At 63.9% G+C, this 20,892-nt stretch carries 23 protein-coding genes; 13 read left to right on the top strand and 10 right to left on the bottom strand.

Annotated features, from left to right (window positions below; genetic code table 11):
* Nucleotides 1-193: 193 nt before the first annotated feature.
* Both AC07VX_RS08345 and AC07VX_RS08340 read right to left on the bottom strand, forming a co-directional pair.
* Nucleotides 194-598 (bottom strand): hypothetical protein, encoded by a 405-nt coding sequence (locus AC07VX_RS08345; RefSeq protein ID WP_492688380.1) that lies wholly within the window; start codon nucleotides 596-598, stop codon nucleotides 194-196.
* 81 nt (nucleotides 599-679) lie between these two features.
* Complete coding sequence (locus AC07VX_RS08340; RefSeq protein ID WP_492688378.1) at nucleotides 680-1,339, bottom strand: hypothetical protein; 660 nt, start codon at nucleotides 1,337-1,339, stop codon at nucleotides 680-682.
* A gap of 99 nt (nucleotides 1,340-1,438) precedes the next feature.
* Between AC07VX_RS08340 and AC07VX_RS08335 the strand changes: the two genes are divergently transcribed.
* Together AC07VX_RS08335 and AC07VX_RS08330 are read left to right on the top strand one after the other, a co-directional pair.
* The gene (locus AC07VX_RS08335) at nucleotides 1,439-1,753 is read left to right on the top strand and encodes a helix-turn-helix domain-containing protein (RefSeq protein ID WP_492688377.1); all 315 of its coding nucleotides are present in this window, start codon (nucleotides 1,439-1,441) and stop codon (nucleotides 1,751-1,753) included.
* Nucleotides 1,737-3,035 carry a hypothetical protein gene (locus AC07VX_RS08330; RefSeq protein WP_492688375.1) on the top strand — a complete coding sequence of 433 codons (1,299 nt, stop codon included), beginning with the start codon at nucleotides 1,737-1,739 and terminating at the stop codon, nucleotides 3,033-3,035. The genes AC07VX_RS08335 and AC07VX_RS08330 overlap by 17 nt, the downstream gene beginning before the upstream one ends.
* Before the next feature lie 12 nt (nucleotides 3,036-3,047).
* Here the strand turns inward: AC07VX_RS08330 and AC07VX_RS08325 are convergent, their stop codons facing one another.
* Nucleotides 3,048-3,890, bottom strand: coding sequence for a class I SAM-dependent methyltransferase (locus AC07VX_RS08325; RefSeq protein WP_492688374.1), 843 nt, complete (start codon nucleotides 3,888-3,890; stop codon nucleotides 3,048-3,050).
* Between the two features lie 446 nt (nucleotides 3,891-4,336).
* Here AC07VX_RS08325 and AC07VX_RS08320 point away from each other — a divergent pair, with 446 nt between their 5' ends.
* The 6 genes from AC07VX_RS08320 (at nucleotide 4,337) to AC07VX_RS08295 (ending at nucleotide 11,380) form a co-directional block, all read left to right on the top strand.
* Nucleotides 4,337-4,741, top strand: coding sequence for a hypothetical protein (locus tag AC07VX_RS08320; RefSeq protein ID WP_492688372.1), 405 nt, complete (start codon nucleotides 4,337-4,339; stop codon nucleotides 4,739-4,741).
* A 235-nt stretch (nucleotides 4,742-4,976) separates the two neighbouring features.
* Nucleotides 4,977-5,276, top strand: a complete 300-nt coding sequence (locus tag AC07VX_RS08315) for a hypothetical protein (protein WP_492688370.1) — start codon at nucleotides 4,977-4,979, stop codon at nucleotides 5,274-5,276.
* A 149-nt stretch (nucleotides 5,277-5,425) separates the two neighbouring features.
* Complete coding sequence (locus AC07VX_RS08310; protein ID WP_492688368.1) at nucleotides 5,426-5,851, top strand: hypothetical protein; 426 nt, start codon at nucleotides 5,426-5,428, stop codon at nucleotides 5,849-5,851.
* A 242-nt stretch (nucleotides 5,852-6,093) separates the two neighbouring features.
* Complete coding sequence (locus AC07VX_RS08305; protein WP_493164245.1) at nucleotides 6,094-8,802, top strand: TonB-dependent receptor; 2,709 nt, start codon at nucleotides 6,094-6,096, stop codon at nucleotides 8,800-8,802.
* 68 nt (nucleotides 8,803-8,870) lie between these two features.
* Entirely contained in the window at nucleotides 8,871-9,563 is a 693-nt protein-coding gene (locus AC07VX_RS08300; RefSeq protein ID WP_492688366.1) for a PepSY domain-containing protein, read from the top strand.
* A complete protein-coding gene (locus AC07VX_RS08295) occupies nucleotides 9,560-11,380 on the top strand; it encodes a 2Fe-2S iron-sulfur cluster-binding protein (RefSeq protein ID WP_493164244.1) in 1,821 nt (606 codons plus the stop codon). Before AC07VX_RS08300 ends, AC07VX_RS08295 begins: the two co-directional genes overlap by 4 nt.
* A gap of 279 nt (nucleotides 11,381-11,659) precedes the next feature.
* Here AC07VX_RS08295 and AC07VX_RS08290 read toward each other — a convergent pair whose 3' ends face one another.
* From AC07VX_RS08290 to AC07VX_RS08280, 3 genes are read right to left on the bottom strand one after another with little or no spacing between them, the layout of a single operon-like run.
* Nucleotides 11,660-11,857, bottom strand: a complete 198-nt coding sequence (locus tag AC07VX_RS08290; RefSeq protein ID WP_268149454.1) for a GDCCVxC domain-containing (seleno)protein — start codon at nucleotides 11,855-11,857, stop codon at nucleotides 11,660-11,662.
* 26 nt (nucleotides 11,858-11,883) lie between these two features.
* Nucleotides 11,884-12,162: a mercury resistance system periplasmic binding protein MerP gene (merP, locus tag AC07VX_RS08285; RefSeq protein ID WP_493164243.1), complete on the bottom strand. Its 279-nt coding sequence runs from the start codon at nucleotides 12,160-12,162 to the stop codon at nucleotides 11,884-11,886.
* Nucleotides 12,163-12,173: 11 nt separating this feature from the next.
* Nucleotides 12,174-12,515 (bottom strand): mercuric transporter MerT family protein, encoded by a 342-nt coding sequence (locus tag AC07VX_RS08280; RefSeq protein WP_492688362.1) that lies wholly within the window; start codon nucleotides 12,513-12,515, stop codon nucleotides 12,174-12,176.
* Between the two features lie 77 nt (nucleotides 12,516-12,592).
* On the opposite strand from AC07VX_RS08280, the gene merR reads away from it, so the two are divergent.
* Nucleotides 12,593-12,991 carry a mercury resistance transcriptional regulator MerR gene (gene merR / locus AC07VX_RS08275; RefSeq protein ID WP_492688360.1) on the top strand — a complete coding sequence of 133 codons (399 nt, stop codon included), beginning with the start codon at nucleotides 12,593-12,595 and terminating at the stop codon, nucleotides 12,989-12,991.
* Nucleotides 12,992-13,093: 102 nt separating this feature from the next.
* Here merR and AC07VX_RS08270 read toward each other — a convergent pair whose 3' ends face one another.
* The 4 genes from AC07VX_RS08270 to AC07VX_RS08255 all read right to left on the bottom strand — a co-directional run bounded on the left by AC07VX_RS08270 (nucleotide 13,094) and on the right by AC07VX_RS08255 (nucleotide 16,084).
* Nucleotides 13,094-13,450 (bottom strand): DUF305 domain-containing protein, encoded by a 357-nt coding sequence (locus AC07VX_RS08270; protein ID WP_492688359.1) that lies wholly within the window; start codon nucleotides 13,448-13,450, stop codon nucleotides 13,094-13,096.
* Between the two features lie 74 nt (nucleotides 13,451-13,524).
* Nucleotides 13,525-13,818 carry a CopK family periplasmic copper-binding protein gene (locus tag AC07VX_RS08265; protein ID WP_492688357.1) on the bottom strand — a complete coding sequence of 98 codons (294 nt, stop codon included), beginning with the start codon at nucleotides 13,816-13,818 and terminating at the stop codon, nucleotides 13,525-13,527.
* A gap of 92 nt (nucleotides 13,819-13,910) precedes the next feature.
* On the bottom strand, nucleotides 13,911-15,341 hold the full coding sequence (locus tag AC07VX_RS08260) for a heavy metal sensor histidine kinase (RefSeq protein WP_492688356.1): 1,431 nt from the start codon (nucleotides 15,339-15,341) through the stop codon (nucleotides 13,911-13,913).
* Nucleotides 15,342-15,406: 65 nt separating this feature from the next.
* Complete coding sequence (locus tag AC07VX_RS08255) at nucleotides 15,407-16,084, bottom strand: heavy metal response regulator transcription factor (protein WP_492688355.1); 678 nt, start codon at nucleotides 16,082-16,084, stop codon at nucleotides 15,407-15,409.
* Between the two features lie 151 nt (nucleotides 16,085-16,235).
* Here AC07VX_RS08255 and AC07VX_RS08250 point away from each other — a divergent pair, with 151 nt between their 5' ends.
* The 4 genes from AC07VX_RS08250 (at nucleotide 16,236) to AC07VX_RS08235 (ending at nucleotide 20,877) form a co-directional block, all read left to right on the top strand.
* Nucleotides 16,236-16,580: a copper-binding protein gene (locus AC07VX_RS08250; protein ID WP_268149155.1), complete on the top strand. Its 345-nt coding sequence runs from the start codon at nucleotides 16,236-16,238 to the stop codon at nucleotides 16,578-16,580.
* Nucleotides 16,581-16,698: 118 nt separating this feature from the next.
* Nucleotides 16,699-17,172: a hypothetical protein gene (locus AC07VX_RS08245; RefSeq protein WP_493183878.1), complete on the top strand. Its 474-nt coding sequence runs from the start codon at nucleotides 16,699-16,701 to the stop codon at nucleotides 17,170-17,172.
* Between the two features lie 778 nt (nucleotides 17,173-17,950).
* Nucleotides 17,951-19,426, top strand: a complete 1,476-nt coding sequence (locus tag AC07VX_RS08240; RefSeq protein WP_493164242.1) for a TolC family protein — start codon at nucleotides 17,951-17,953, stop codon at nucleotides 19,424-19,426.
* A gap of 26 nt (nucleotides 19,427-19,452) precedes the next feature.
* Complete coding sequence (locus AC07VX_RS08235; protein WP_492688351.1) at nucleotides 19,453-20,877, top strand: multicopper oxidase family protein; 1,425 nt, start codon at nucleotides 19,453-19,455, stop codon at nucleotides 20,875-20,877.
* The last annotated feature ends 15 nt before the right edge of the window (nucleotides 20,878-20,892 follow it).

The following is a 20,892-nucleotide window of genomic DNA, read 5'->3' as shown; positions in this document are numbered from 1 at the left end:
TCCGCACAGCGTATCTACAGCGCGGCTCTGGCACGAGTCCGGCCGGGTGACGCCGCCTCGATGTCACGCCTCAGCAAGGCCTCGTTTGTCCTGGGCCTGGCGCATGAGCGCTATGTGCAACTCGCGAAACGAAGATCGCTGCCTGCCTGAGACGCACGCGCTAACACTCCCCTGCCCTTTCGTCTGGACGGCATCAAACCGCATCTGACGACGGGGCAGCGCCGAGCACAAACTTCCATGCGTCAGACCGTTGCAGCGCCTGGTTGAACAAGTCGATCTCGGCTGGCATGTGGTGCCCGGTCTCGGCCACCTTGAGAGAGCACTCCATCTCGATCATCAGGATCACGACCTGACGCATGAACGTGTCGATTTCCGCTCGGGCGTCCACCCGCATCCACAGCTCGCCACAACCGTCGTCGCTGGTGATCAGGTCGATCCGGTTTCCCCCAGCCCCTCCGTAGACCCGAAAGTCCTTGAACATCTCCGACGGTTGGCCGTAATGTTCGGCCAGCAGCTTCTCCGCCCGACGGCGGAGCGGTGGCGGCAGTGAGGTGCTGCCGTCAAAGACTGCCAAAACATCGAACTGCCAAGCGGCCATGGGCATGCTCTAAATGCCAAAGCATGCATTGTGATCAAGCGTGACGGCCCAGACGTCCGAATCGACCTAGCGCCCTCGTTGTTAGGGATAGGCCTCCGTCAGCGTGACGGTCGCTCCGGTCGCCTTGATTCCGTTGACGATGTCGTTGATCGTGCGCGGAATGAACTGGCTCGAATCACCAGTGACAGTCCGCGCCAGCGTGGCGCCCAAGGTCGCCGCGCTGAACGCGCCGGACGCTTTCGTGAAGGTCGAATAGATGTTCACCGAGTACCCGCCCTCGTAGGGCATCACGCAGGCGAAAAACGTCGTCCCCTCGCCGTACTTGGACATCGACGTGTCGCGGCCGTTGGCGGTCATGATCGCGCCTTCACAGGTGGGCACCTGCAGGGACTGGCCGGAAACTGCGGCAAGCGCGGCGAGACCGGTGCCCTTGAGCGGCGACGCCAGCTGAAACCTTGGCGCTCGTTGAGGCAGCGGCGAGGGCGGGATGCCGTTGTTGATCTGGACCGCGCTCATGTTCTTTTGCAGGCCGACTTTGACCGCTTCCACAAGGCGTGCAGGCGCCACGTCGGGGGCCTTCACGTCATAGATCGCATAGGCTTGGCTCGTCTCCCGCGTGGGCGTGGTGCTTGCGCATCCCGCCAGGCCTGAGGCCACCAGAAACAGCCCTGCAGCGCTGGCGAGCGCTTGCAAGAACCGAGCAGACACCGATGACGTGGAAGCGTGATGTGGAACGGTCATGGATCCTCCTTGATGTATGACCTGATGAAAACATCCGAACGGGAACATCGGCCAAAACAGCGCGCGCCGAAATGTACGAATTAGTGTGTGTATGAATGAGTGTACTTTCTGGAAAGTGCGCGCGTGTCCACACGTGCAATTGCTCCCCAGAAGGCTTTCGGCTCCCGCATCAAGGAGCTGCGGCTGCTTGCCGGCATGACCCAGGAAGACCTGGCCGAGCGCTGTGGGCTGTTCAGGACCTACATGAGCCGCATCGAGACGGGCCAGGCCAATCCGACGCTGACGATGATTCACGCGCTGGCAACCAGCCTTGCCGTGACACCGGGCTCCCTTTTTGATCCAGCGGGCGATCCGCCGGAAGAAGCGGTGCCGGCGCCGCGCAAGCCCCGCCCCTCCCGTGGCCGCGTTCGCTAAGCGTCAGTCATCAACCCGAGCGGCCCGGGTACCGAACGAAGACCGCGTCCGCTACCTCTTTGCCGTCCTGAGGGTGGTGGCGGACATCCAGCCGCATGAAATTGGTGCCGGCCTTGAACAACAGGCAATCGACCGCGGACCGGGGTGGAAGTGGCAGTTCAAGGCGCGTCTCGACGAATATGAGCAGCTGCACAGGCTGAATCCGGACCAGAAGAGCCATCTCCTGCGATGCCTGCGCATGTGCGAGGAGTCTCCCAACCTGTTGCGAGGGGGCTTGCTGTTGGCGGCTTGGTCCTTGGTGCTGGCGACCCTATGCAACCTGAGCTGGCTTCTCGCCCCGCAGCCAGTGCTCTATCTCGTGACCCTGGGACTGACTGGTTTGCTCGGCTACGCGACCGCGGCGACCTTGAGCATCTTTGATCACGAGGTCTCAACGGCCACGCGCTGGCAGCGGCGGATGCTCTGCTCAACAGCAGGTGCGTTTGCCGTCGCTGTTTCCATGCTGGTGCCCGATTCGGCCATGCTGATCATCCAGTCCGCTTCCAAGCGCTCGTTCCAGCTCGAACGCGAAGCCTATGCCGCCGATCCAGGGGGTTTCGAAGCGATCCGGCAGCTTGCAAGTGACACCTTTGGCGTCAACGTGGTCCTCGGTGGCGTCGATCAGAGCTGGTCTCTGACCAGTGTGCGCGTGCCAGAGGCTTCGGTCGCGTCGATGGGTCTGGGGTCAGGCTTTTGTACCCTCAACTTTTCACCAAACCGAATTCATGCCGGCTTCGGGGGCGGCTCCGGTGTGGATCCAGCGTTGTGGGTCCGGGGCGTTGCTATCCATGAGCTGGGCCATTGCGTCGACACGTGGCGCGATCTGGCTCTCGCGTCCAGCCGCAAAGTCGCCACGCATTCGATAGCGCCGGTCCAAGCGACCAAGGTGTCCGACATCAACGGCTACTTGGCCGCCACTGAAGAGCCGGCAACACAGCAATGGCGCGAGGTGTTCTCCGACATTTTTCTCGTTGGCTACTGGCGACTGAGCGCGCCTGACCAAGCGCCCGCGTTGATCGATGCGCTGGTGGCTCATCGAGATGCCAATGCGCAAAACGATCGCGTCCACTACACCACCTGCTGGGTCAATCTTGCAAGGCGGTCGTCCCTACCTGACGACCTCAAAGGCCTGCTGGTCTGGACCGACAGCCTGCGTGACGATGCTTCCTGCCAACTGACTGCTAAACCTGCCCACCCGGCCGGCATCAAGGCTCGCCTGAGAGATCTCCTCGGTCTAGATTGACGTGACGGCCCGTCAAACGTCGCCCACCACCAAAGTGAAGGTCTGCAGGAAGTGGAAGTCCGGACGCCGCAGCGCGAACTCCGGATGCTGAGGATCGCAAAGTCGGGACAGTTCTTCGTAGTCGTCTTGCGCGAGATAGGGCTTCAGCCGTGCTCCCCACGTCTTCTGGAAGATGGCCTCGAGGAGGTAGCCTTCGTCCTCCGGACGCAACGGCGTCACGCGCTCGATGACAAAGGTGCGCGCGTTGACGCGCCGAAGACCGGCCGATCGAAGAAGGCCCACGATGGCCCGGATATCGGCCAAGTCGCGTTCTTCGAGGCTATAGCGATCCCGGTAGTAGCGCCGCACCGCTTCGTTCGTCAGCCGCTCCAGCCGCGAATCCCAGGCGAAGACCATGTCCGGCAGCAGCGCGCTCTGTGCCAGCGCGATCCGCCCACCTGGTCGAAGTAGGCCCGACACCGCCTTCACGGCTTCCAGACGGTCACGCAAATGGTTGAAGGTGTTGGAGGACCAGATGACGTCGAAGCTCGCGGCGGCCAGTGGTGCACGCTGCAGGTCACCCTGGATGACCAGGGAGCCTTCGGGCGCCCGGGAATGCGCCGCAGTCACGTGTGCTGTCGACAGGTCCATGCCGACAACCGTGCCTCCAGGTTGCACCGCCGCAGACAACCAGCCGAGTGCCTCGCCCGTGCCGCACCCCGCATCGAGGACGTGCATGCCGGGTTCAAGAGCAAGACTCGCAATCGCCAGGCGGATCTCCGGCGCGGCGAACGCGTTGAAGAGCGTCAACTTGCGCGCGTAGTCCCGCGCCGAGGTGTCGCCGAGAAGCCCGGGAGCGGCGGTCGCGGCGTTCATTCCGGCGCGTGGTCCAACGCCCGCCTCGCGATACGCGAAGCATGTTCTTTCTCGATGACCGTCTCACACACCTGCACTCTCCCTTTGAATGGGTGGCAACAAGGTTAGCGGCAACTCGGCGCCTGGCCGGCATCGAGCCGTGGCGCACGCCGGTCATTTTGAAGCTGAGCGGATTGAGGATCGGCGTATCCCGGACGGTTCGTCTTCGGGGCCAATCTCCTGGAGCTGCTGCAGGGAGGGTCTCGGACGCGGCCGGCCGCAGCAAATTGTCGGCATATCGCGCGCCGATGCCTCACACAGGGTGACGTGGTCGATCGGGCGCCCTGCAATGGGGCTTGACCTTCCTGCTATGGGAAGGTCTACAGTGGAAGAACTGGCTCCTCAGCCTTGGCCTGGCAGGCTGAAAACGTAAGGAAAAGCCGGTAGCCACGACCTAATCTATGAACATGAAAACGTCCCGCAATCACCGCATCCTGACCGCGCTCATCGCGCTGTTCAGCATGCTGTTCATGCAGGCGGCCGTGGCGTCATATTCCTGTCCGGACCTTCAAAGCGAGGGCGCCCCCGATAGTTGGGTTGCTGACCAGGCACCAGCATCGAAGATGCCTGGCTGCGATCAGCCGGACGCTGCCAGCCTCGGTCTTTGCCACGCGCATTGCCTTGACGGCAAGTCGTCGCTGGACAAGCCAGAAGTGCCGACGGTCACACCGGCTGTCGCAATCGTCTCGACCATCCTTCTCCCGCTGCAACCCCTTGTCGCCTTGCCACTCCCGGCAGCCGAGCAGGCGTCGTTCCTGCAGCGCACGACGGCGCCGCCCATTGCGATTCGACACTGCTGCTTCCGACTTTGATCCCTTGCCGCAGCGCGCGCTGAGTTGACTCCGTTGGCCAGCCGCGCAGACACGCGCGCTGGGTCACGTCATCCCCACTACGCCAACACACGGCGAGCGTCTGAGCACGTCCGTACCGAGGCGAGCTGGGCCGCGCGAACTCACCGTTTCATCAGTTCTACGCCGGTCGCTGAGCGACACCGGTTCATCAATGCGCGTGCTGGCAGTACCCCGCCAGTCCACGAAGGAGTTCATCATGAAGAAGTTACTCATCACCCTCATCGGCTCATTCACTCTTTCAGCCGCTGCACCAGCGCTGGCAGGCCCTGATTGGCAGATCATCGAGAAGGCTCGGAAGGACAAGCAGGCCGCTGTCCAACCTGCCCAACATGCCAGTTCCTTGCCCCCATCAGGTGCACAAGGCGAATGTCGTGTGGACCCACTGGTGCTGCAACTCGACCACGGACCACGGGCGGATACGAGTCCCTACATCAATCAATTGCGCAGAGAGCGCCACGAAGCACAGTTGAAGGCGTGCGCGTCAAAGACCAAGTGAACCGGCGGTGACCTCAGGCATAGCCCCGGCTCCTAGGAGAAGGCGGCTGCGGCCTTGCGGCCAAAAGTCACGCCAAGGCGGCGGGGAACTCCCTAGCTAGACAGGCAACCGACGGCTTGGTGCAATGCAGCACATTCACTTGCCGCCGCATGAAGCTCCTCGCCTTTTGGCTCCTCGTCTTGTTCGCCGTTTTGATACCGGCGACAGCGGTCATTGCTTCGGCAACGACCGCTCCGACGTCCGCTGAACTGCGTCGGGAGGCAACCCAGAGCGCGAGCGTCTCCAAGCACGCGGCCGCGTCGGGTGTTCATGCCAAGATGGCCAAAGCCAAGCCCAAGGCAAAGGCGAAGGTCCAGATTGCGAAGGCTGCTTCTGCCGATCAGCAAGGCGACCACTGCTGCGATCTGACGCCCTGCAGCCAATGCTCTGGCTGCGGTACCTGCCCGGTCATGGCTATGAACGCGGATGTCGGGACCGATGCGCTCCCGCTTCCGCTCACCCTCCTCCCCGAGTCCCTGGGACCGAGAGCGGAATTTCTGCTGTCAGGGCAGGAACGCCCACCCAGAGCCAGCTGACTCAGCACCGCCGCCGGCAGGCTGCGAGCGCGATGGCGCACGCACTTACTGCTGGCACAAGGTTTGGCTGAGTCGCATGCGTCGATAGACGGCCGGCTCTCTCATCGCGCCCCCGTTTCGAGCCCAATTCCTTCCGGCTCGTCCTTCGCCATGTACTCGCCAACGAACAACTGTTCGCAGGTGCCTTGAATCGCGTCCGGCCACTGAATCGGCGACGCCAGGCACCCAACTGGATGTACATGATGCCCATCAGACTTACCCAAACGGCAGTCGCTGCCGCCGTCCTCTTTCTCGTCAACAGCGCGTCGGCCCAAGCTCCCGCCGCTGACGCCGGCGCTGCACCTACGTCACTGGACAAGGTGCAAATCACCGGCAGCCGCATCAACCTGAAGCAGGCCCAGATCTCCGGTGTTGGCCCGGTCACCATGATCGATGCCGAAACCATCCAGCGCACGGGCGCCATCTCCGCCGAAACCCTCTTGCAGCGGCTGCCCGCCTCGGCCGGCACCGCCGGCAACCAGACCAGCGCCTACTGGACCGGCAACGGCTACGGCACGACCCAAGTCAACTTGCGCGGCCTGGGCATCAACCGCACCCTGGTGCTGCTCAACGGCCGCCGCGTGGTCAACGGCGGCACCGGTGCCAACAGCTCCGTCGACCTGAACATGATCCCGGTCGCCATGATCGAGCGCATCGAGGTGCTCAAGGACGGCGCGTCGGCGATCTATGGCGCGGATGCGGTCGCCGGCGTCGTCAACATCATCACCAAGACCGGTCTGAAGGGCGTGGAAGCCTCCGTGCGCTACGGAGAGACCACCCGCGGCGACGGTGATGAAAAAGCAATCGACCTGACGTGGGGACTGCAGGCCGCTGGCGGCTCGCTCGTGACCGGCATCAACTATTCAGAGAGTGGCGCCATCAACATGGCCACCCGCGCACCCTGCGGCCTGGGTGAAGTCAACGGCAAGCTCGAATGCGTGGGCAGCTCCGCCACCATCGGTGGGCGGGCCCGCCTCGCCGACGGGACGCGTGTCAACTTCAACCAGACGCCCGGCGGCAATCCGAGCGCGTATGAGCCGTACTCGGCGGCGAAGCACAACTACAACAGCAACCCGGCGCTGAACGCGGTCAATCCGATCAAGCGCCTGGGCCTGAGCGCCTTCGGCACGGTGAAGCTGACCGAAGACACCCAGCTGTTCACCGAGATGCTGTTCTCGCACCGCGAGTCGAACCAGTTGGCCACCCCCGGTTCGCTCGGCGTCTACCGCACCATCAACATCGCGGCCAACCATCCCACCAACCCCACCGGCCAGAGCCTCGTGCTCGAGCGCCGGCGACTTGAAGAGGCTGGCACCCGGACCTTCTCGCAGGAATCGAACATCTTCCGCGTCGTGGCCGGCGTGAAGGGCAGCATTGGCGACAACTGGGACTGGTCCGCGGCAGTCAACTGGGGACGCAACACCGGTGTAGACGGCACGACCAACGTGGCCAACCTTGACCGGGTCGATCAGACGCTGGACCGCACCAAGTGCAGTACGGCACCTGGCGCCGCGATTCCGTGCGGCAACTACCTCGGCTACGGCAACCTGACACCCGAGGTGTTGCGCTACATCCTTGCGACGACGCGCGACACTGGCGGCAACGACCAGAAGAGCGTCAGCGCCAACATCAGCGGCGAGCTGTTCACGCTGCCTGCCGGTCCGGTGGGATTTGCGGCAGGTGCAGAAGTTCGCAAGGAAAGCGGCTGGCGCAACCCGGACAACCTGACGGTCATCGGCGTGGCCAACACCAACCGGCAAGATCCCATCTCCGGCACCTACACGGCACGCGAGGTTTATGCGGAACTCGCCGTGCCGCTGCTCAAGCGCATCCCCTTCGTCGAGTCGCTGCAGTTCAACACCGCGGCGCGCTTCTCTGACTACAGCCTGTTCGGTTCCAAGAGCACCTACAAGGCTGGCCTGGACTGGCAAGTCGTGCCGAGCCTGAAGTTCCGGAGCAACGTGTCCTCGGCGTTCCGTGTCCCGAACATCCCCGAGCTCTACGGCGGCGTGTCGGAAGGCAACCTGACGACGACCGACCCCTGCAGCAATTGGAGCACGCTACCGACCTCGTCCGTCGTGTCGCAGAACTGCAAGGCGGCCGGCGTTCCCGCAGGCTTCAAGCAGCTGGGCAACACCATCCTCACCACGGTGGGCGGCAATCCCAAGCTCGAGCCTGAAGACGCCAAGACCATGACCGCAGGCGTGGTCTGGTCTCCAATGAAGACCCTCACCCTGACGCTGGACTACTACAACATCAAGGTGACCAACGCGATCCAGAGCGTGGCCGGATCGACGAAGCTGGCGACTTGCTACAACACGCCGGGCCTCACGCACATCTTCTGCAGCCCTTCCAGCTTCACGCGCAACAAGACCACGGGCGAGATCGACTTCCTGTCGTCGCAACCGGTCAACGCGGCCGATGAGAAAATCTCTGGCTTCGACCTGGGCGGCCTGTACGAGTTCAGCTTCGGCGGTTTCACGAGCACGATCAATGCCGAGGTGTCGCACCTGAAGAACTACCAGGTTCGTCCGTTCCCAGGCGCCGCTGCCATCGACTACACCAACAAGACCACCGGCGGTCGAGGCAGCTATACGCAATGGCGTTCGCTGACTTCGTTGACGGTGGCCAAGGGGGCATGGTCGGGGGCCTACACGCTGCAGTACATCGGCTCGGCCGACGACATCAATGCCGCACCGACGGACATCGGGGCCAAGGCACCGGCGATCACCTACCACTCGGCGCAGCTGAAGTTCGCCTACAGCAAGCAGTTGGACTTCGCTGTCGGTGTCGACAACCTGCTCGACAAGAAGGCGCCGTTCGTCAAGTCCTATACCGATGCGAACACCGACACGATGACCTATGACCTCCAAGGTCGTCGCTGGCACGTTCGCGCCGGCTATCGCTGGTAAGTCCAGCGGGGCGCCGCGGTTCACCCCACGGTGCCCCGTGACGCATCAAATGAAGTGAGACATCTCCTATGAACCTACCCTTCTGGGTGCGCCGAGCCCACAAATGGATCGGCCTTGTCATTGGCGTCCAGGCCTTGCTCTGGATGGTCAGTGGCCTGTACATGACCGCGATATCGCTCGAAGTGATCCATGGCGACCACCTCGCCCATGTCTTCGATGGCCCTCTCGACCAGGTCAGCGAGCGGCTGGACATCGAGCAACTCGCCAAGATCCGCCCCGGCTTCGAGTCGATGAAGCTCAAGAAGTTCCTCGGGAAGGAGGTCTACGAGCTGCGTGCCGGCGGCAAGGCAACCCTCGTCGACGCGCGAAAAGGCAATGTGCTGAGCCCGTTGGCAAGGGAGCAAATCGTTGCGCGCGCCAAGGACATCTACCAGGGTGAGGCTGAAATCCGCGAGGTGACCTGGATCACGCAGGCACCCCAGGAGGTGGCAAAGCGGCCGGTGCCGATGTGGGCCGTCCGTTTCGACGACCGATCCAACACGACGCTGTACTTCTCGCCGGACACCGGCGACCTTCTGGCCCGCCGTCACGATCTCTGGCGCTGGTTCGACTTCCTGTGGATGTTCCACATCATGGACTACGACACGCGCGACGACGTCAACAACAACCTGCTGCGCGTCGCGGCCGGCACCGGGCTGGTGTTCGCGCTGAGTGGCGCCTGGCTCGTGTTCTACAGCTTCCGTCGGAGGGCACAGCCATGACCCCCTGGATGCGCAAGATTCACAAGTGGATCGGTTTGCTGATCGGCTTGCAGCTCGTGCTGTGGATGTGCAGCGGCCTGGTGATGAGTCTTCTGGATGCTGAGAAGGTTCGAGGGCGGGAGTTCCGAGCGCCTGCGGCCGCCAAAAGGCCCTGGCCTCAGGATGTTCAACCGGTCGGCAGCCTGCTGGCGCAGGAACGTACCCTGACCCAGGTGGCTTCCACCGGCTGGTTGATGGATCGCCCCGTCTACCGGCTGGTCAGCGAGAAGTCGACCCAGTTGATCGACGCCCGCAGCGGCCAGCGGGTCGAGCTCGATGCCGCCCTGGCTCAGCGCCTCGCGCAGGCCTCGTACCGCGGCCCGGGCACGGTGAAGTCTGCGGAGCTCGTCGACAAGTCGCTGGAGACTCGTGCTCTCGACGGCAAGGTGTGGCGCGTCGTCTTCGCGGACGCAGAAGACACCACCGCCTACCTGACCTTGCAGGGCGATGTGCTGGAGCACCGTAACAAGACCTGGCGGCTGTTCGACTTCTTCTGGATGCTCCACATCATGGACTACAGCGGACGCCAGGACTTCAACAATCCGCTCGTGGTCAGCGCTGCCGTCGGAGGATTCTGGCTGGCGTTGAGCGGCATCTGGTTGCTGTTCACGAGCTTCAGCCTGGCCGAGTTCATACCGAAGCGATGGCGCGGCACCCGGGCGCTGATGATCCATGCGCCGGATGGCAGTCGCCTGCGCAGCGTGCGTGCCCACGCCGGCGACACCGTGTTCTCCGCGCTGGCCCAGCAAGGGCTGCAGCTGCCGTCCAACTGCGGTGGTGGCCAGACCTGCGGTCTGTGCGAGGTGCGCGTGCGCGGAGCAGCTCCCGACGCAACCAGCGCGGATCGCGCGCTGCTTTCGCCGTCGAGGATAGAAGCCGGCTGCCGTCTGGCCTGCAATCTCAAGCTCGACCGCAACCTGGACATCGAAGTCCGCGGTGGTGCCGAACTTGGGGCCGTGCACGATGCCGAAGTCGAAAGCGTCCGCGCGCTGTCGCCTTTCTTGCGGGAGGTCGTGCTGCTGCCCAAGGACAAGCTCGGCCCTGACTACCGGCCCGGTTCGTTCATCCAGATCCATGTGCCGGCCTACAAGATGGGCAAGCACCAGATCGAATCGCCCGACGAACACCGCCCAGCATGGGCCGGTCTGCATCTGCCGACTCAATGGACCAGCGGCAGCTTGTTGCGCAGGTCCTACTCGTTGTCGGCACCGGTCCACCAGACGAACGGGCGGCTGTCTTTGCTCGTGCGCTTCTGCCACGGCAAACAGGGTGGCAAGAACCATCCGCCAGGCAAAGGATCGTCCTATGTCTTTGGCCTCAAGGCGGGTGACAAGCTGAAGTACAGCGGGCCCTTCGGGGACTTCGCTATTCGCCACGGCGAGCGGGAGAAGATCTTCATCGGCGGCGGCGCAGGGATGGCGCCATTGCGCGCCATGGTGAGGGATCTGCTGGAGTCCGGTGCCGAAGAGCCCATCCACTTCTGGTACGGCGCTCGCACGGTTGCCGATGCTCCCTACGTCGACGAGATGCAGGCGCTGGCGGCGCGCTATCCCAATTTCAGTTGGCAGTTGGTCCTGTCGGACGAGCGAGGTACGGAGCATCCCTTCGGCATGGTTCACGAGGTGGTGAGGGAACGAGTGCTGCAGTCACACCCTGACCTGCAGGCCTGCGATTTCTACTTGTGTGGTCCGCCGGCGATGCTGGCCGCGATGCTTGCGCTGCTAAAGAAACTCGGTGTGGAGGACGACCGGGTGGCCTTCGACGACTTCAAGATCTGATCGTTTCTCGGCTATCGCGCCGCGAACTTGCCCCCAGAAATGTAGAAAGCCCCTCAAGCGTCCAGCGAACCCGTCTTGAGAAGCGCTTTGGGAGTGCTATCGATCTTGTCCAACCGGCAATTGGCTGGACAAGATGGAAGCTAAGAACGGCGTCAAAAATCAGACGCGACCGATCGCGCTGGGCCGTTGGGACTGGCTGTTCGCAGGCTCACTGCATACGGGCAAGCGCGCTGCCGCGGTGATGAGCCGCTGCAGCTGCTGCCGCACCGTTGGCGCCCATCAGGCGCCGCAACTCGAGCAGCCCCGCTGCGTTTGCACCGGCGGGCACTTGACCGAGCCGTACGAACAGAACACGCAGCAGTCACCGGCCTTTGGCCGCAACACGGTCTTGCAGTGCTCGCACTCGTAGAAGAACTGGCAGGCGTCAGTCGGCATGACCTCGCGCTTGGCGTGGCTGCACTCCGGGCATGTCAGCATCGACTCCAATTGAGGTGCGGTCGTTATCACTTGTGAACCGTCGAGGGGTAGCCCGCGTCGGTCGTGGCCTTGGTCAATGCCGTCGCATTGGTCTTGTCAGTTTCGAACGTCACGGTGGCCGTCTTTTTCGCGAAGTCGATCCGCACCTGAGTCACGCCGGCCACTTGCTCCAGCGACTTTTTCACTGTCACCGGGCACAGCCCGCAGGTCATGTTCTGGACGTCGAGAACGGCGGTCTGCGGCGTGGCGGCAAGCGCGGCCAACGGCATCACTGCGACAAGTACAGCGGCAAACAAGTTACGCATGGGTAGTCCCTTCAGAGGAAAAGCGGTGCCAACCAAGGCACAGACAACAACGAGAGGAGTGCCAGTGCAACAACCCAGAAGATCAGCCGCTGGCGCTTGAGGACGATTGGCTCAACGCACATAGCACCTGGTTCGCAGGCCTGCGGCCGCAGGTACAGGTGCCGGAACGCCAGGCCCAGGAAAAGCAACGTCGTGGCCAGGAGCCAGGGCCTCAGCGGCTCCAGCGCAGTCAGGCTGGAGACCCATGCGCCACCTATGCCCAGCGTCAGCAGTACCAGCGGCCCGACGCAACATACCGACGCGCCGACCGCCGCCAGCACGCTAGCAATCAGCGAACCCTTGATCCTCAACATTGCCATCACCGGGGTGAACTTATTCGATGGCGCACAGTCTAGAGTCCGTACCATGGTACGGAGTCAAGGGGATTCAGATGACAACCGAGCTGACGATAGGGCGACTGGCCAACGAGGCCGGCGTGAACGTCGAGACGATCCGCTTCTACCAACGCCGCGGCTTGATGGCCGAACCCGACAAGCCGACGAGCGGGCATCGCCGCTATGCCTCGGATGCAATCAAGCGTGTGCGCTTCATCAAGCGAGCACAGGTGCTGGGCTTCACCTTGGACGAAGTGGGCAGCTTGCTCGAACTCGACGAGGCCTGCGCCTGTGCCGAAACACGCGAGCTGGCCGCGCACAAGCTGCAGGTCATCGAAGAGAAGCTAGCCGACCTGAAAGCGATGCGCAAAGCGCTGACGGCGCTGCTGCATCAATGCGACACGGGGGTAACCAAGGGCGGCTGCCCAATCATCCACGCACTGGCCGCTGACTGATCCGCCACAAGACGGGATCGTCGGACGCTTGCGAAGCCCCTCCGGGCTTCTTTCTCCGAGGTAAACAAACCGGACCGGCGTGCAAGCGCTGTAGAACCGAAGTCACTTGTTGGCGGCCAGCCACTTGTCGAACTGCGCGATCTCTTTCTTCTGCGCGCTGATGATCATCTGCGCCATGTCGCGCATCTCTTGCGACTTGCCATTGCGCAGTTCGATCTCGGCCATGTCCAGCGCTTGTTGGTGGTGCATCTTCATCATCATCGCGAAGTCCTTGTCGACGTTGCCTGTGGGCTTCAACGCCTGCATGCTTTCCATGCCGCCTCTCATCTTTTGATGCAGCTGCTGTGAGCCTTGATCAGCTTGCCCCTTCATACCCATCGAGTCAGTCTGGGCGAAGCTCACTGCCGGCACAGCGATGATGAAGGAAACCACGATAGGTAGGGCGAAACGGGTGCGCATGTGTGCTCCTGAAAGTTGAGCCTAACCTCGGCAATCTGCGTGCCCGTCTCAGCTGACGCGACCTGAACTTGACGTCAGCCGCCGTGACCTTCGCGCAACAGGGAATCCAGGCGTGCAACTTCGTTGCCAACGGCCTTGATCTCTCGGCCGTCCTTGGCCTTCAGCGTCTCGCCGGCCTTGAGGAAGACGGCGCGGCCGAAGGAGTCTTCCCTGGCCATCTTGCCGTCCTTGAACACGTACAGCGTCGAGCCGTCCTGCAGCTCGATCGTCGTCTTGACGGCGTTTTCCAGCGCGTCACGCGCCTGCACCGGCGCGGCGATGCCTGCGAGTGCGGCGACCAGCGTGGTGGTGATGATGAGCGTCTTCATGTGTGTTCCTTTCGTTGGTTGAGTGCCCGAAGCACGCTTGAACTCTAGGAACCGGGCACCGACGCCAGGCCAACGCGCGGATTACGATTTCGTCATGGGTCTCCATGCGGCTCGATGGCCCCATCGCCAGGCAACGGGCTCGCCTCTGCGGTGCGGAGCGTGAAGCCAACTTTTGTGATGCAGCCTGCGCTCGCGGCAAAGGCATCCCCGCCATGCATGCGCGCGATCGCGCGGACGATGGCCAGTCCCAGCCCGTGATGCTCGGCAGATCCTTGGCGCGATGTGTCCGCACGGAAGAACCTCTCGAACAACCGCGGCAGCACCACCGGGTCGATGCCCTCACCAGGATTGACCACGGTGATGGCGACTCGTTCGTCGCTGGAGGTCGCTGCCACCGTGCTCAGCTGGATCGAGATGGTTCGGCCGGCCGGCGTGTATCGGCTCGCATTGCTCAACAGGTTGGCCAGCGCGCGTCGGACGAGAGCAGCATTCACAGGCGCTTGAGCCTCGCCGACGATATCGACCCGCTGAAGCCGCTCGTCGAGCACCGCGTCGAAGTACTCGACGACCTGCCCCGCGACCAGTCGCAGATCCGTGACTACCAAGGTCTGCGCCGTGCCACCCTGGTCGGCGCGCGCAAGGAACAGCATGTCGTTGACCATCGTCGTCAACTGGTGAAGGGACTCGAGGTTTCCAGACAGCGTGTCGCGCAGCTCTGCGACCGTGCGCTCTCGGGCGAGCTCGACCTCCGTGGCGCTGATCATGGTGGTGAGCGGCGTTCGCAGCTCATGCGCGACGTCGGCACTGAACGCTTCCAGGTGCTCGTAGGCCGATTGCACCCGGTCCAGCGCACGGTTGAAGCTGTCGACCAGGTCTTCGAGCTCGACGCTCACGCCCTGGGACGACAGTCGCAACGACAGCGCTCGTGGCGAAATCGCGGCTGCTTCCGTGGACAGTTCGCGCACAGGCCGCAGTTCGCGCCTCGCCACCCATGCGCCCAGCGCAGAGAGCGCTGCCACACCCAGCCCGCAGACAAAGACCAGAGCGCCCAGATACGCACTGAGCAAGCGCTGGTCGCTGCGAGTGTCGACACCAATCAGCGCGATGCCGTCGGGCACAGGGCCATGCGCTTTGACGCGAAATGACCGCCCCGTCAACGCCACGCCGTCCTCGCGCCAGATCGTCAGCTTTCCCACCGCGGCGTTGGGATCTGCAGGCTGAGTTGCAGGTCGGGTCTTGCCGCCATAGACCACGGCGCCTGAGTCCGCGATCAACCAGATGCGCAGTTGGCCATCGCCGATCAGCACGTCGTCCAGGTGATGCCGCAGTTCGGAAAGATCGTCCCCTGCCTCGACCTCGTCCAGAAAATGGGCAACGACGTCGGCCCGGCCATCGAGATCGCGGTCGCGCATGCGCTCCAGCTCACGCCGCAGAGCCCACTGGAGCATCGATCCCACCACCACGAAGACCGCCAACCCCACGATGGCGACCGCCAACGTCAATCGGCCCGAGATGGAACGCATGGACAGCGATATGGTCTCGCGCAAGGAGAGGGACGGCTCCGGCGAAGAATCGCAGCACCCGCCCATCAGCGCTCTTCCAGAACGTAGCCCATGCCGCGGACGGTGTGCAACAGCGGCTGGTCGAACGGGTCATCCAGCTTTGATCGCAAACGCCGCACAGCCACGTCCACGACATTCGTTTCGCTGTCGAAATTCATGTCCCAGACCTGCTCGGCGAGGACCGTCCTGGACAGCACCTCTCCCTGCCGGCGCAGCATCAGCGTGAGCAAGTTGAATTCCTTGGGCGTCAGGTCCAAGCGTTGGCCCCCACGCGTCGCCTTGCGCCGCGCCAAATCCAGCTCAAGGTCGCCCAGCCGCATCGACGTCAGCGGCTGGGACGTCACCGCACCGCCACGTCGCAGCAGCGCCTCCACGCGCGCCAGAAGCTCGCTGAACGCGAATGGCTTGACGAGATAGTCGTCCGCGCCGCCCTTGAGTCCCTGGACGCGATCCTCGACCTTGTCCCGCGCTGTCAGCATCAGCACCGGCGTGTTGCGCGTTTCACGCAACTTCCGGAGGACCCCGAAGCCGTCGATGCCGGGCAGCATCACGTCCAGCACGATGAGGTCGTAGTCGCCCTCCGTTGCCAAATGGCTGCCGTCGACGCCGTTGTTCGCCACGTCCACGACGTAGCCGGCTTCGGTCAGGCCCTTCTTGAGGTAGTCCGCGAGCCGAGGCTCGTCTTCGGTGACGAGGATGCGCATCGTCGAAGTGTCGCTGTGGCTCGCCTGGCTTTCATTACGAATTCGTAATGTTGCAGTCACCCTCAAGTGCCAGCCAAGTGCATAAAGTGGCGCCCAGAGGAACAAGCACCCGCGGGTTCCTAGCAACAGCCAAGCTTCCCAGGAGTTATCCATGTCCATCCGAATGATCTTCTCCGTCCTGACGATTGCCTCCCTCGGTGCGATCGCCCCGTGGGCGCTGGCCGCAGGCGACGCCGCATCGGCACCGATGCAGGCGACCGCGCCCGCAGCCAAGGGCGCCAGCTTCGCCGAGGGCGAGATCAAGAAAATCGATGTCGAGCAGAGCAAGGTCACCATCAAGCATGGCCCGATCGACAACCTCGGCATGCCGGGCATGACCATGGTGTTCCGCGCCGACGCTGCCACGCTTTCCGGTTTCAAGGTGGGTGACGCCGTGAAGTTCAAGGCCGACCGCGTCGACGGCGCCATCAAGGTGACGGAGCTGGTGGCACGCTGAATCAGCCTGGGCTTATGACCGTGGGCTGCCTTGTGCAAGTCAGGCAGCCCGGACAGATGCCTCTTCCGAGACGCTCTACTAGACTTTGCGAATGCGGTCCTGGCTCAGATCAGCGCTGATGTGGCTCCTTGCCCTCGCACTTCCCATGCAGGGATGGGCGTCTGCATCGATGCTGTGCTGCGGCCCAGACCATCACCACGTGTCGATCGGCGCTGCCTCAGTCGTGCAGTCGACCGCGGCACCCTCTGGCTCGCTACCCGACAGCCTGTCCCCTGCGGGCGGCGAAGGCCACGAAGCGCGTGGCCACCACCATGCCGGCCACGACCATCCCGCCGATGATCACGCCGCTAACGGCGGTTCAAGCAGCCAGCCGAACGATGAGCACGGTGGCGGGCATCATGACCTGAGCAAGCCAGGAAAGATGAAGTGCAGCGTCTGCGCAAGCTGCTGCACGATCGCCGCGCTGCCATCGCGCACCCTGATCATCGATGAGGCGGTGCCCATCCAGGGCGTTATGGCTTGGACTTCGCAGGCGCCCATTGCCTTCTTGACGAGCGGGCCCGAGCGGCCGCCACGAACGTCGCGCTCCTGAAGCGCCGGTCGGGCCGGCGCGGCGCCGCCATGCCTGCACACGCCGTGCGCGAGCTGGATGAGCCCCGACCGACCCAGTCGTTGCGCCGCCAGATCCGGCGCGCCGAAACGATCTCCCCTTCCCTGGCAAGCGTGTGTCCATCCTCGGCGCGCCTTGCTCGCACAAGCAGGAATTTCATGTCACCTCACCACACCGTGCTGATCGCTGCAGCGTTGGCCAGTTCGGCACTGGCCGGCCCTGCCAGCGCGCAGAGCACTACATCGCCGGCGGTCAAGCAGAGCGCAACCGCTGCCCAGACCAACAGCACCGCGCCTGCCAAGGCTGCGTCCGGCGCCTCGGCCACCTATCGGTCGGCCTTCGAGGGCTACCGCGCATTCACCGAGCAGCCGGTCACCAATTGGCGACAGTCCAACGACCTGGTTCGCCAGATTGGCGGCTGGCAGGCGTATGCGCAGGAAGCCCAGGGGGGTAATCCTGCGCCGGCATCAGCCAACGACGCGATGCCCGCGAGCCATGGTGGGATGAAGATGCCGGCAGAAGGTGGCCCCTCCGCTGCTGGGCAAGTCGTACCCCTTGCCCCGGCTGCGAGCACGCCGAGCAGCGCGTCGGCGCCAGGTAAGGCATCACCGCATCAAGGTCACGCGATGCCCATGCAAGGTCAACCCGTGTCGCCTACACCCAAGCCCCCGCCTGCCGGGGCTGCGAAATCCCCTGCCATGCCCGCGGCTCAGCCCGCGTCCGTCCCCGCATCGGGCTGTCACTCCGGCCACCACTGAGCATGACCACATCAACCACGTCATATTCGGGCGCTGAACAGCGCACGTCACGACTGCGTCGCAGCCCCAAGCTCGCGGTCGCAGCCCTGGCCGCCATCCTGGTCCTCAGTGGCTGCGCAAGCACCTCGATCAACCAGAATTTCGAGGCGGCCCGCGACTTGGGACGCCAGCAATCTGGTGCCGTGGCCCGCTGGCTCACGACGGACGAAGCACGTCAGCAGGCTCAGTCCGACCTCGATGCTCGCCTGGCCCGGCCGCTGGGAGCAGACGACGCCGTGCAGATCGCGCTGGCCTACAGCCCGTCACTTCAAGCGATGCTGTACGAAGCGGCTGCCGACTCCGCCGCGGCCACGCAAAGCGCCCGGCTGCCGAATCCGGTGTTCGCGTTCGAGCGGCTGGTGCGCAATGAGGGCGGCACTCGGGACCTCGAAATCAATCGCGTCCTGAGCTTCTCGGTGCTCGACCTGCTCCTGCTGCCAGCCCACCTGCGCATGGCCAGCTACCAGCAGGAGATGACTCGCCTGTCGCTGGCCGGCAGCGTCGTACAGGCCGCCAATGAGGCGCGGGGCGCCTGGGTCAACGCTGTCGCAGCCCAGCAATCCCTCCTGTATGCACAGCAGATCAAGGCGACTGCGGATGCCAGCGCCGAACTGGCCCGCCGCATGCAGGCCGTGGGCAACTACAGCAAGCTGCAGCGCGCCCGCGAGCAGGCCTTCGCGGCAGACGCCGTAGCGCAGCTGGCCCGCGCCCAGCATGCCGAGCGTAGTGCCCGCGAAACCCTCATCCGCGTGCTCGGCCTGAACGACGCGCAGGCGGCGCAGCTGAAGCTGCCTGATCGGCTGCCAGAACTGCCGAAGACGCCGCGCGACGAGGCCAGTGTGGCCCGTACCGCCCTAGACCAACGGCTGGATGTGCAGCTCGCACGTTCGCGCCTGAACTTCCTCGCTCGGGAACAAGGCCTCACCCGGGTCACCAGCGTCGTCAACGCGCTGGAGATCGGGGTGTCGAGAAACAGCGCGACCGGAGCCGCGCCGCAGAAGGGCTATGACGTCAGCCTGCCGCTGCCGATCTTCGACTTCGGTGATGTCCGCCGAGCCGGCGCGCAGGCCGCCTACATGGCTGCCGTGAACCGGACGGCCCAGATCGCCGTGCAGGCGAACTCCCGCGTGCGCGAGCAATACAGCGCCTACCGAACCGCGTACGACCTGGCGCGCCACTACCGCGACGAAATCGTGCCGCTGCGCAAGACCATCGCCGAGGAGAACGTGCTTCGCTACAACGGCATGCTCATTGGCGTGTTCGAGCTGCTGGCCGATGCGCGCGAGCAGATCACCAGCGTGTCTCAGGCCATCGATGCCCAGCGCGACTTCTGGCTGGCCGACGCAGGTCTGCAGGCCGAACTCCTCGGAACGCCCGGTGCCGACATGAGCCGCATGACCGAGGCTGCGCCCGGCCGCTCAGGCGCCGCTGCGCACTGATCAGTCACTGAACCCAACACCCCACCATGACATCCAATCGACGCAATTTCCTGATCGGTAGCGCCAGCGCCGGCGTGGCTGTGACTGCGGCCAGCGTGAGCCGCGTGGCGATGGCCGCGCTTCCTGAGCCGGTGCTGCAGGACAAACCCGACACCATGGCGCCGCTGGTGCCCAACACCGGCCGTCCCTACAACCCGGTGGTCACGCTCAACGGCTGGACCCTGCCCTGGCGCATGAACAACGGCGTCAAGGAGTTCCACCTGGTCGCTGAGCCCGTGGTGCGCGAAATGGCGCCGGGCTTCAAGGCGCACCTCTGGGGCTACAACGGCCAATCGCCCGGCCCGACGATCGAAGTCGTCGAGGGTGATCGCGTCCGCGTCTTCGTGACCAACAAGCTTCCCGAGCGCACCTCCATCCACTGGCATGGCCAGCGCCTGCCCAATGGTATGGACGGCGTTGTCGGCCTCAATCAGATGCCCATCGAGCCCGGCAAGACCTTTGTCTATGAGTTCGTAGCGAGGCGGCCGGGTACCTTCATGTACCACCCGCACGCCGACGAGATGACGCAGATGGCGATGGGAATGATGGGCTTCTGGGTGACGCACCCCAAGGCCAAGCACCCGTTGATCGAAGAAGTCGACCGCGACTTCGTCTTCCTGCTCAACGCCTACGACATCGAGCCGGGTGCCTACACGCCCAAGATCATGACGATGCTCGACTTCAACCTGTGGTCGTGGAACAGCCGCATCTTCCCGGGCATCGACTCGCTGAACGTGCGCAAGGGCGACAAGGTGCGCATCCGCATGGGCAACCTGACGATGACCAACCACCCCATCCACCTGCATGGCCACGAGTTCCTGGTCACCGGCACCGACGGCGGCCCGACTCCCAAGTCCACGCGCTGGTACGAGGTCACCACGGACGTTGCGGTGGGCCAGATGCGCCAGATCGAGTTCCTGGCCGACGAGGAAGGTGACTGGGCATTCCACTGCCACAAGAGCCACCACACGATGAACGCGATGGGCCACGACGTGCCCACCATGATCGGCGTGGAGCACCGCGGCGTGGTCAAGGAGATCAACAAGCTGATCCCCGACTACATGGTGATGGGTGAGCGCGGCATGGGAGACATGTCCGAGATGGAGATGCCCATCCCCGACAACACCGCCCGGATGATGGGCGGCGAAGGCCCCTTCGGCTCCGTCGAGATGGGCGGCATGTTCAGCGTGGTGAAGGTGCGCGCCGACCAGAAGGCGGGGGACTACAAAGATCCGGGCTGGTTCAAGCACCCCAAGGGCACCAACGCCTTCGAATGGACCGGCTCCATGCCGGAGCCCGCCCGCTTTGCGAGCGAAGGCGGCCAATCCATGCCGCCGTCCAAGCGCAACAAGCCGCGAGAGATCGAGGTCCAGATCCGCAAGCCCACAGGCGGCTCCGGTCACAACCACTGAAAACAGCCTGGGTCG

It is taken from the genome of Roseateles sp. GW821-FHT03B02, assembly GCF_059421025.1.
Note: the sequence above shows the minus strand (reverse complement) of the source record. Positions and strands in the feature narration are given on the sequence as shown.

What these genes read in the sequence shown, in the direction of transcription:
- AC07VX_RS08345 (WP_492688380.1), bottom strand. Translation starts at nt 598, where the DNA reads ATGGCCGCTTGGCAGTTCGATGTTTTGGCAGTCTTTGACGGCAGCACC.
- AC07VX_RS08340 (WP_492688378.1), bottom strand. Translation starts at nt 1,339, where the DNA reads ATGACCGTTCCACATCACGCTTCCACGTCATCGGTGTCTGCTCGGTTC.
- AC07VX_RS08325 (WP_492688374.1), bottom strand. Translation starts at nt 3,890, where the DNA reads ATGAACGCCGCGACCGCCGCTCCCGGGCTTCTCGGCGACACCTCGGCG.
- AC07VX_RS08320 (WP_492688372.1), top strand. Translation starts at nt 4,337, where the DNA reads ATGAAAACGTCCCGCAATCACCGCATCCTGACCGCGCTCATCGCGCTG.
- AC07VX_RS08315 (WP_492688370.1), top strand. Translation starts at nt 4,977, where the DNA reads ATGAAGAAGTTACTCATCACCCTCATCGGCTCATTCACTCTTTCAGCC.
- AC07VX_RS08310 (WP_492688368.1), top strand. Translation starts at nt 5,426, where the DNA reads ATGAAGCTCCTCGCCTTTTGGCTCCTCGTCTTGTTCGCCGTTTTGATA.
- AC07VX_RS08305 (WP_493164245.1), top strand. Translation starts at nt 6,094, where the DNA reads ATGCCCATCAGACTTACCCAAACGGCAGTCGCTGCCGCCGTCCTCTTT.
- AC07VX_RS08300 (WP_492688366.1), top strand. Translation starts at nt 8,871, where the DNA reads ATGAACCTACCCTTCTGGGTGCGCCGAGCCCACAAATGGATCGGCCTT.
- AC07VX_RS08295 (WP_493164244.1), top strand. Translation starts at nt 9,560, where the DNA reads ATGACCCCCTGGATGCGCAAGATTCACAAGTGGATCGGTTTGCTGATC.
- AC07VX_RS08290 (WP_268149454.1), bottom strand. Translation starts at nt 11,857, where the DNA reads ATGCTGACATGCCCGGAGTGCAGCCACGCCAAGCGCGAGGTCATGCCG.
- merP (WP_493164243.1), bottom strand. Translation starts at nt 12,162, where the DNA reads ATGCGTAACTTGTTTGCCGCTGTACTTGTCGCAGTGATGCCGTTGGCC.
- AC07VX_RS08280 (WP_492688362.1), bottom strand. Translation starts at nt 12,515, where the DNA reads ATGTTGAGGATCAAGGGTTCGCTGATTGCTAGCGTGCTGGCGGCGGTC.
- merR (WP_492688360.1), top strand. Translation starts at nt 12,593, where the DNA reads ATGACAACCGAGCTGACGATAGGGCGACTGGCCAACGAGGCCGGCGTG.
- AC07VX_RS08270 (WP_492688359.1), bottom strand. Translation starts at nt 13,450, where the DNA reads ATGCGCACCCGTTTCGCCCTACCTATCGTGGTTTCCTTCATCATCGCT.
- AC07VX_RS08265 (WP_492688357.1), bottom strand. Translation starts at nt 13,818, where the DNA reads ATGAAGACGCTCATCATCACCACCACGCTGGTCGCCGCACTCGCAGGC.
- AC07VX_RS08260 (WP_492688356.1), bottom strand. Translation starts at nt 15,341, where the DNA reads ATGCGTTCCATCTCGGGCCGATTGACGTTGGCGGTCGCCATCGTGGGG.
- AC07VX_RS08255 (WP_492688355.1), bottom strand. Translation starts at nt 16,084, where the DNA reads ATGCGCATCCTCGTCACCGAAGACGAGCCTCGGCTCGCGGACTACCTC.
- AC07VX_RS08250 (WP_268149155.1), top strand. Translation starts at nt 16,236, where the DNA reads ATGTCCATCCGAATGATCTTCTCCGTCCTGACGATTGCCTCCCTCGGT.
- AC07VX_RS08245 (WP_493183878.1), top strand. Translation starts at nt 16,699, where the DNA reads ATGTGGCTCCTTGCCCTCGCACTTCCCATGCAGGGATGGGCGTCTGCA.
- AC07VX_RS08240 (WP_493164242.1), top strand. Translation starts at nt 17,951, where the DNA reads ATGACCACATCAACCACGTCATATTCGGGCGCTGAACAGCGCACGTCA.
- AC07VX_RS08235 (WP_492688351.1), top strand. Translation starts at nt 19,453, where the DNA reads ATGACATCCAATCGACGCAATTTCCTGATCGGTAGCGCCAGCGCCGGC.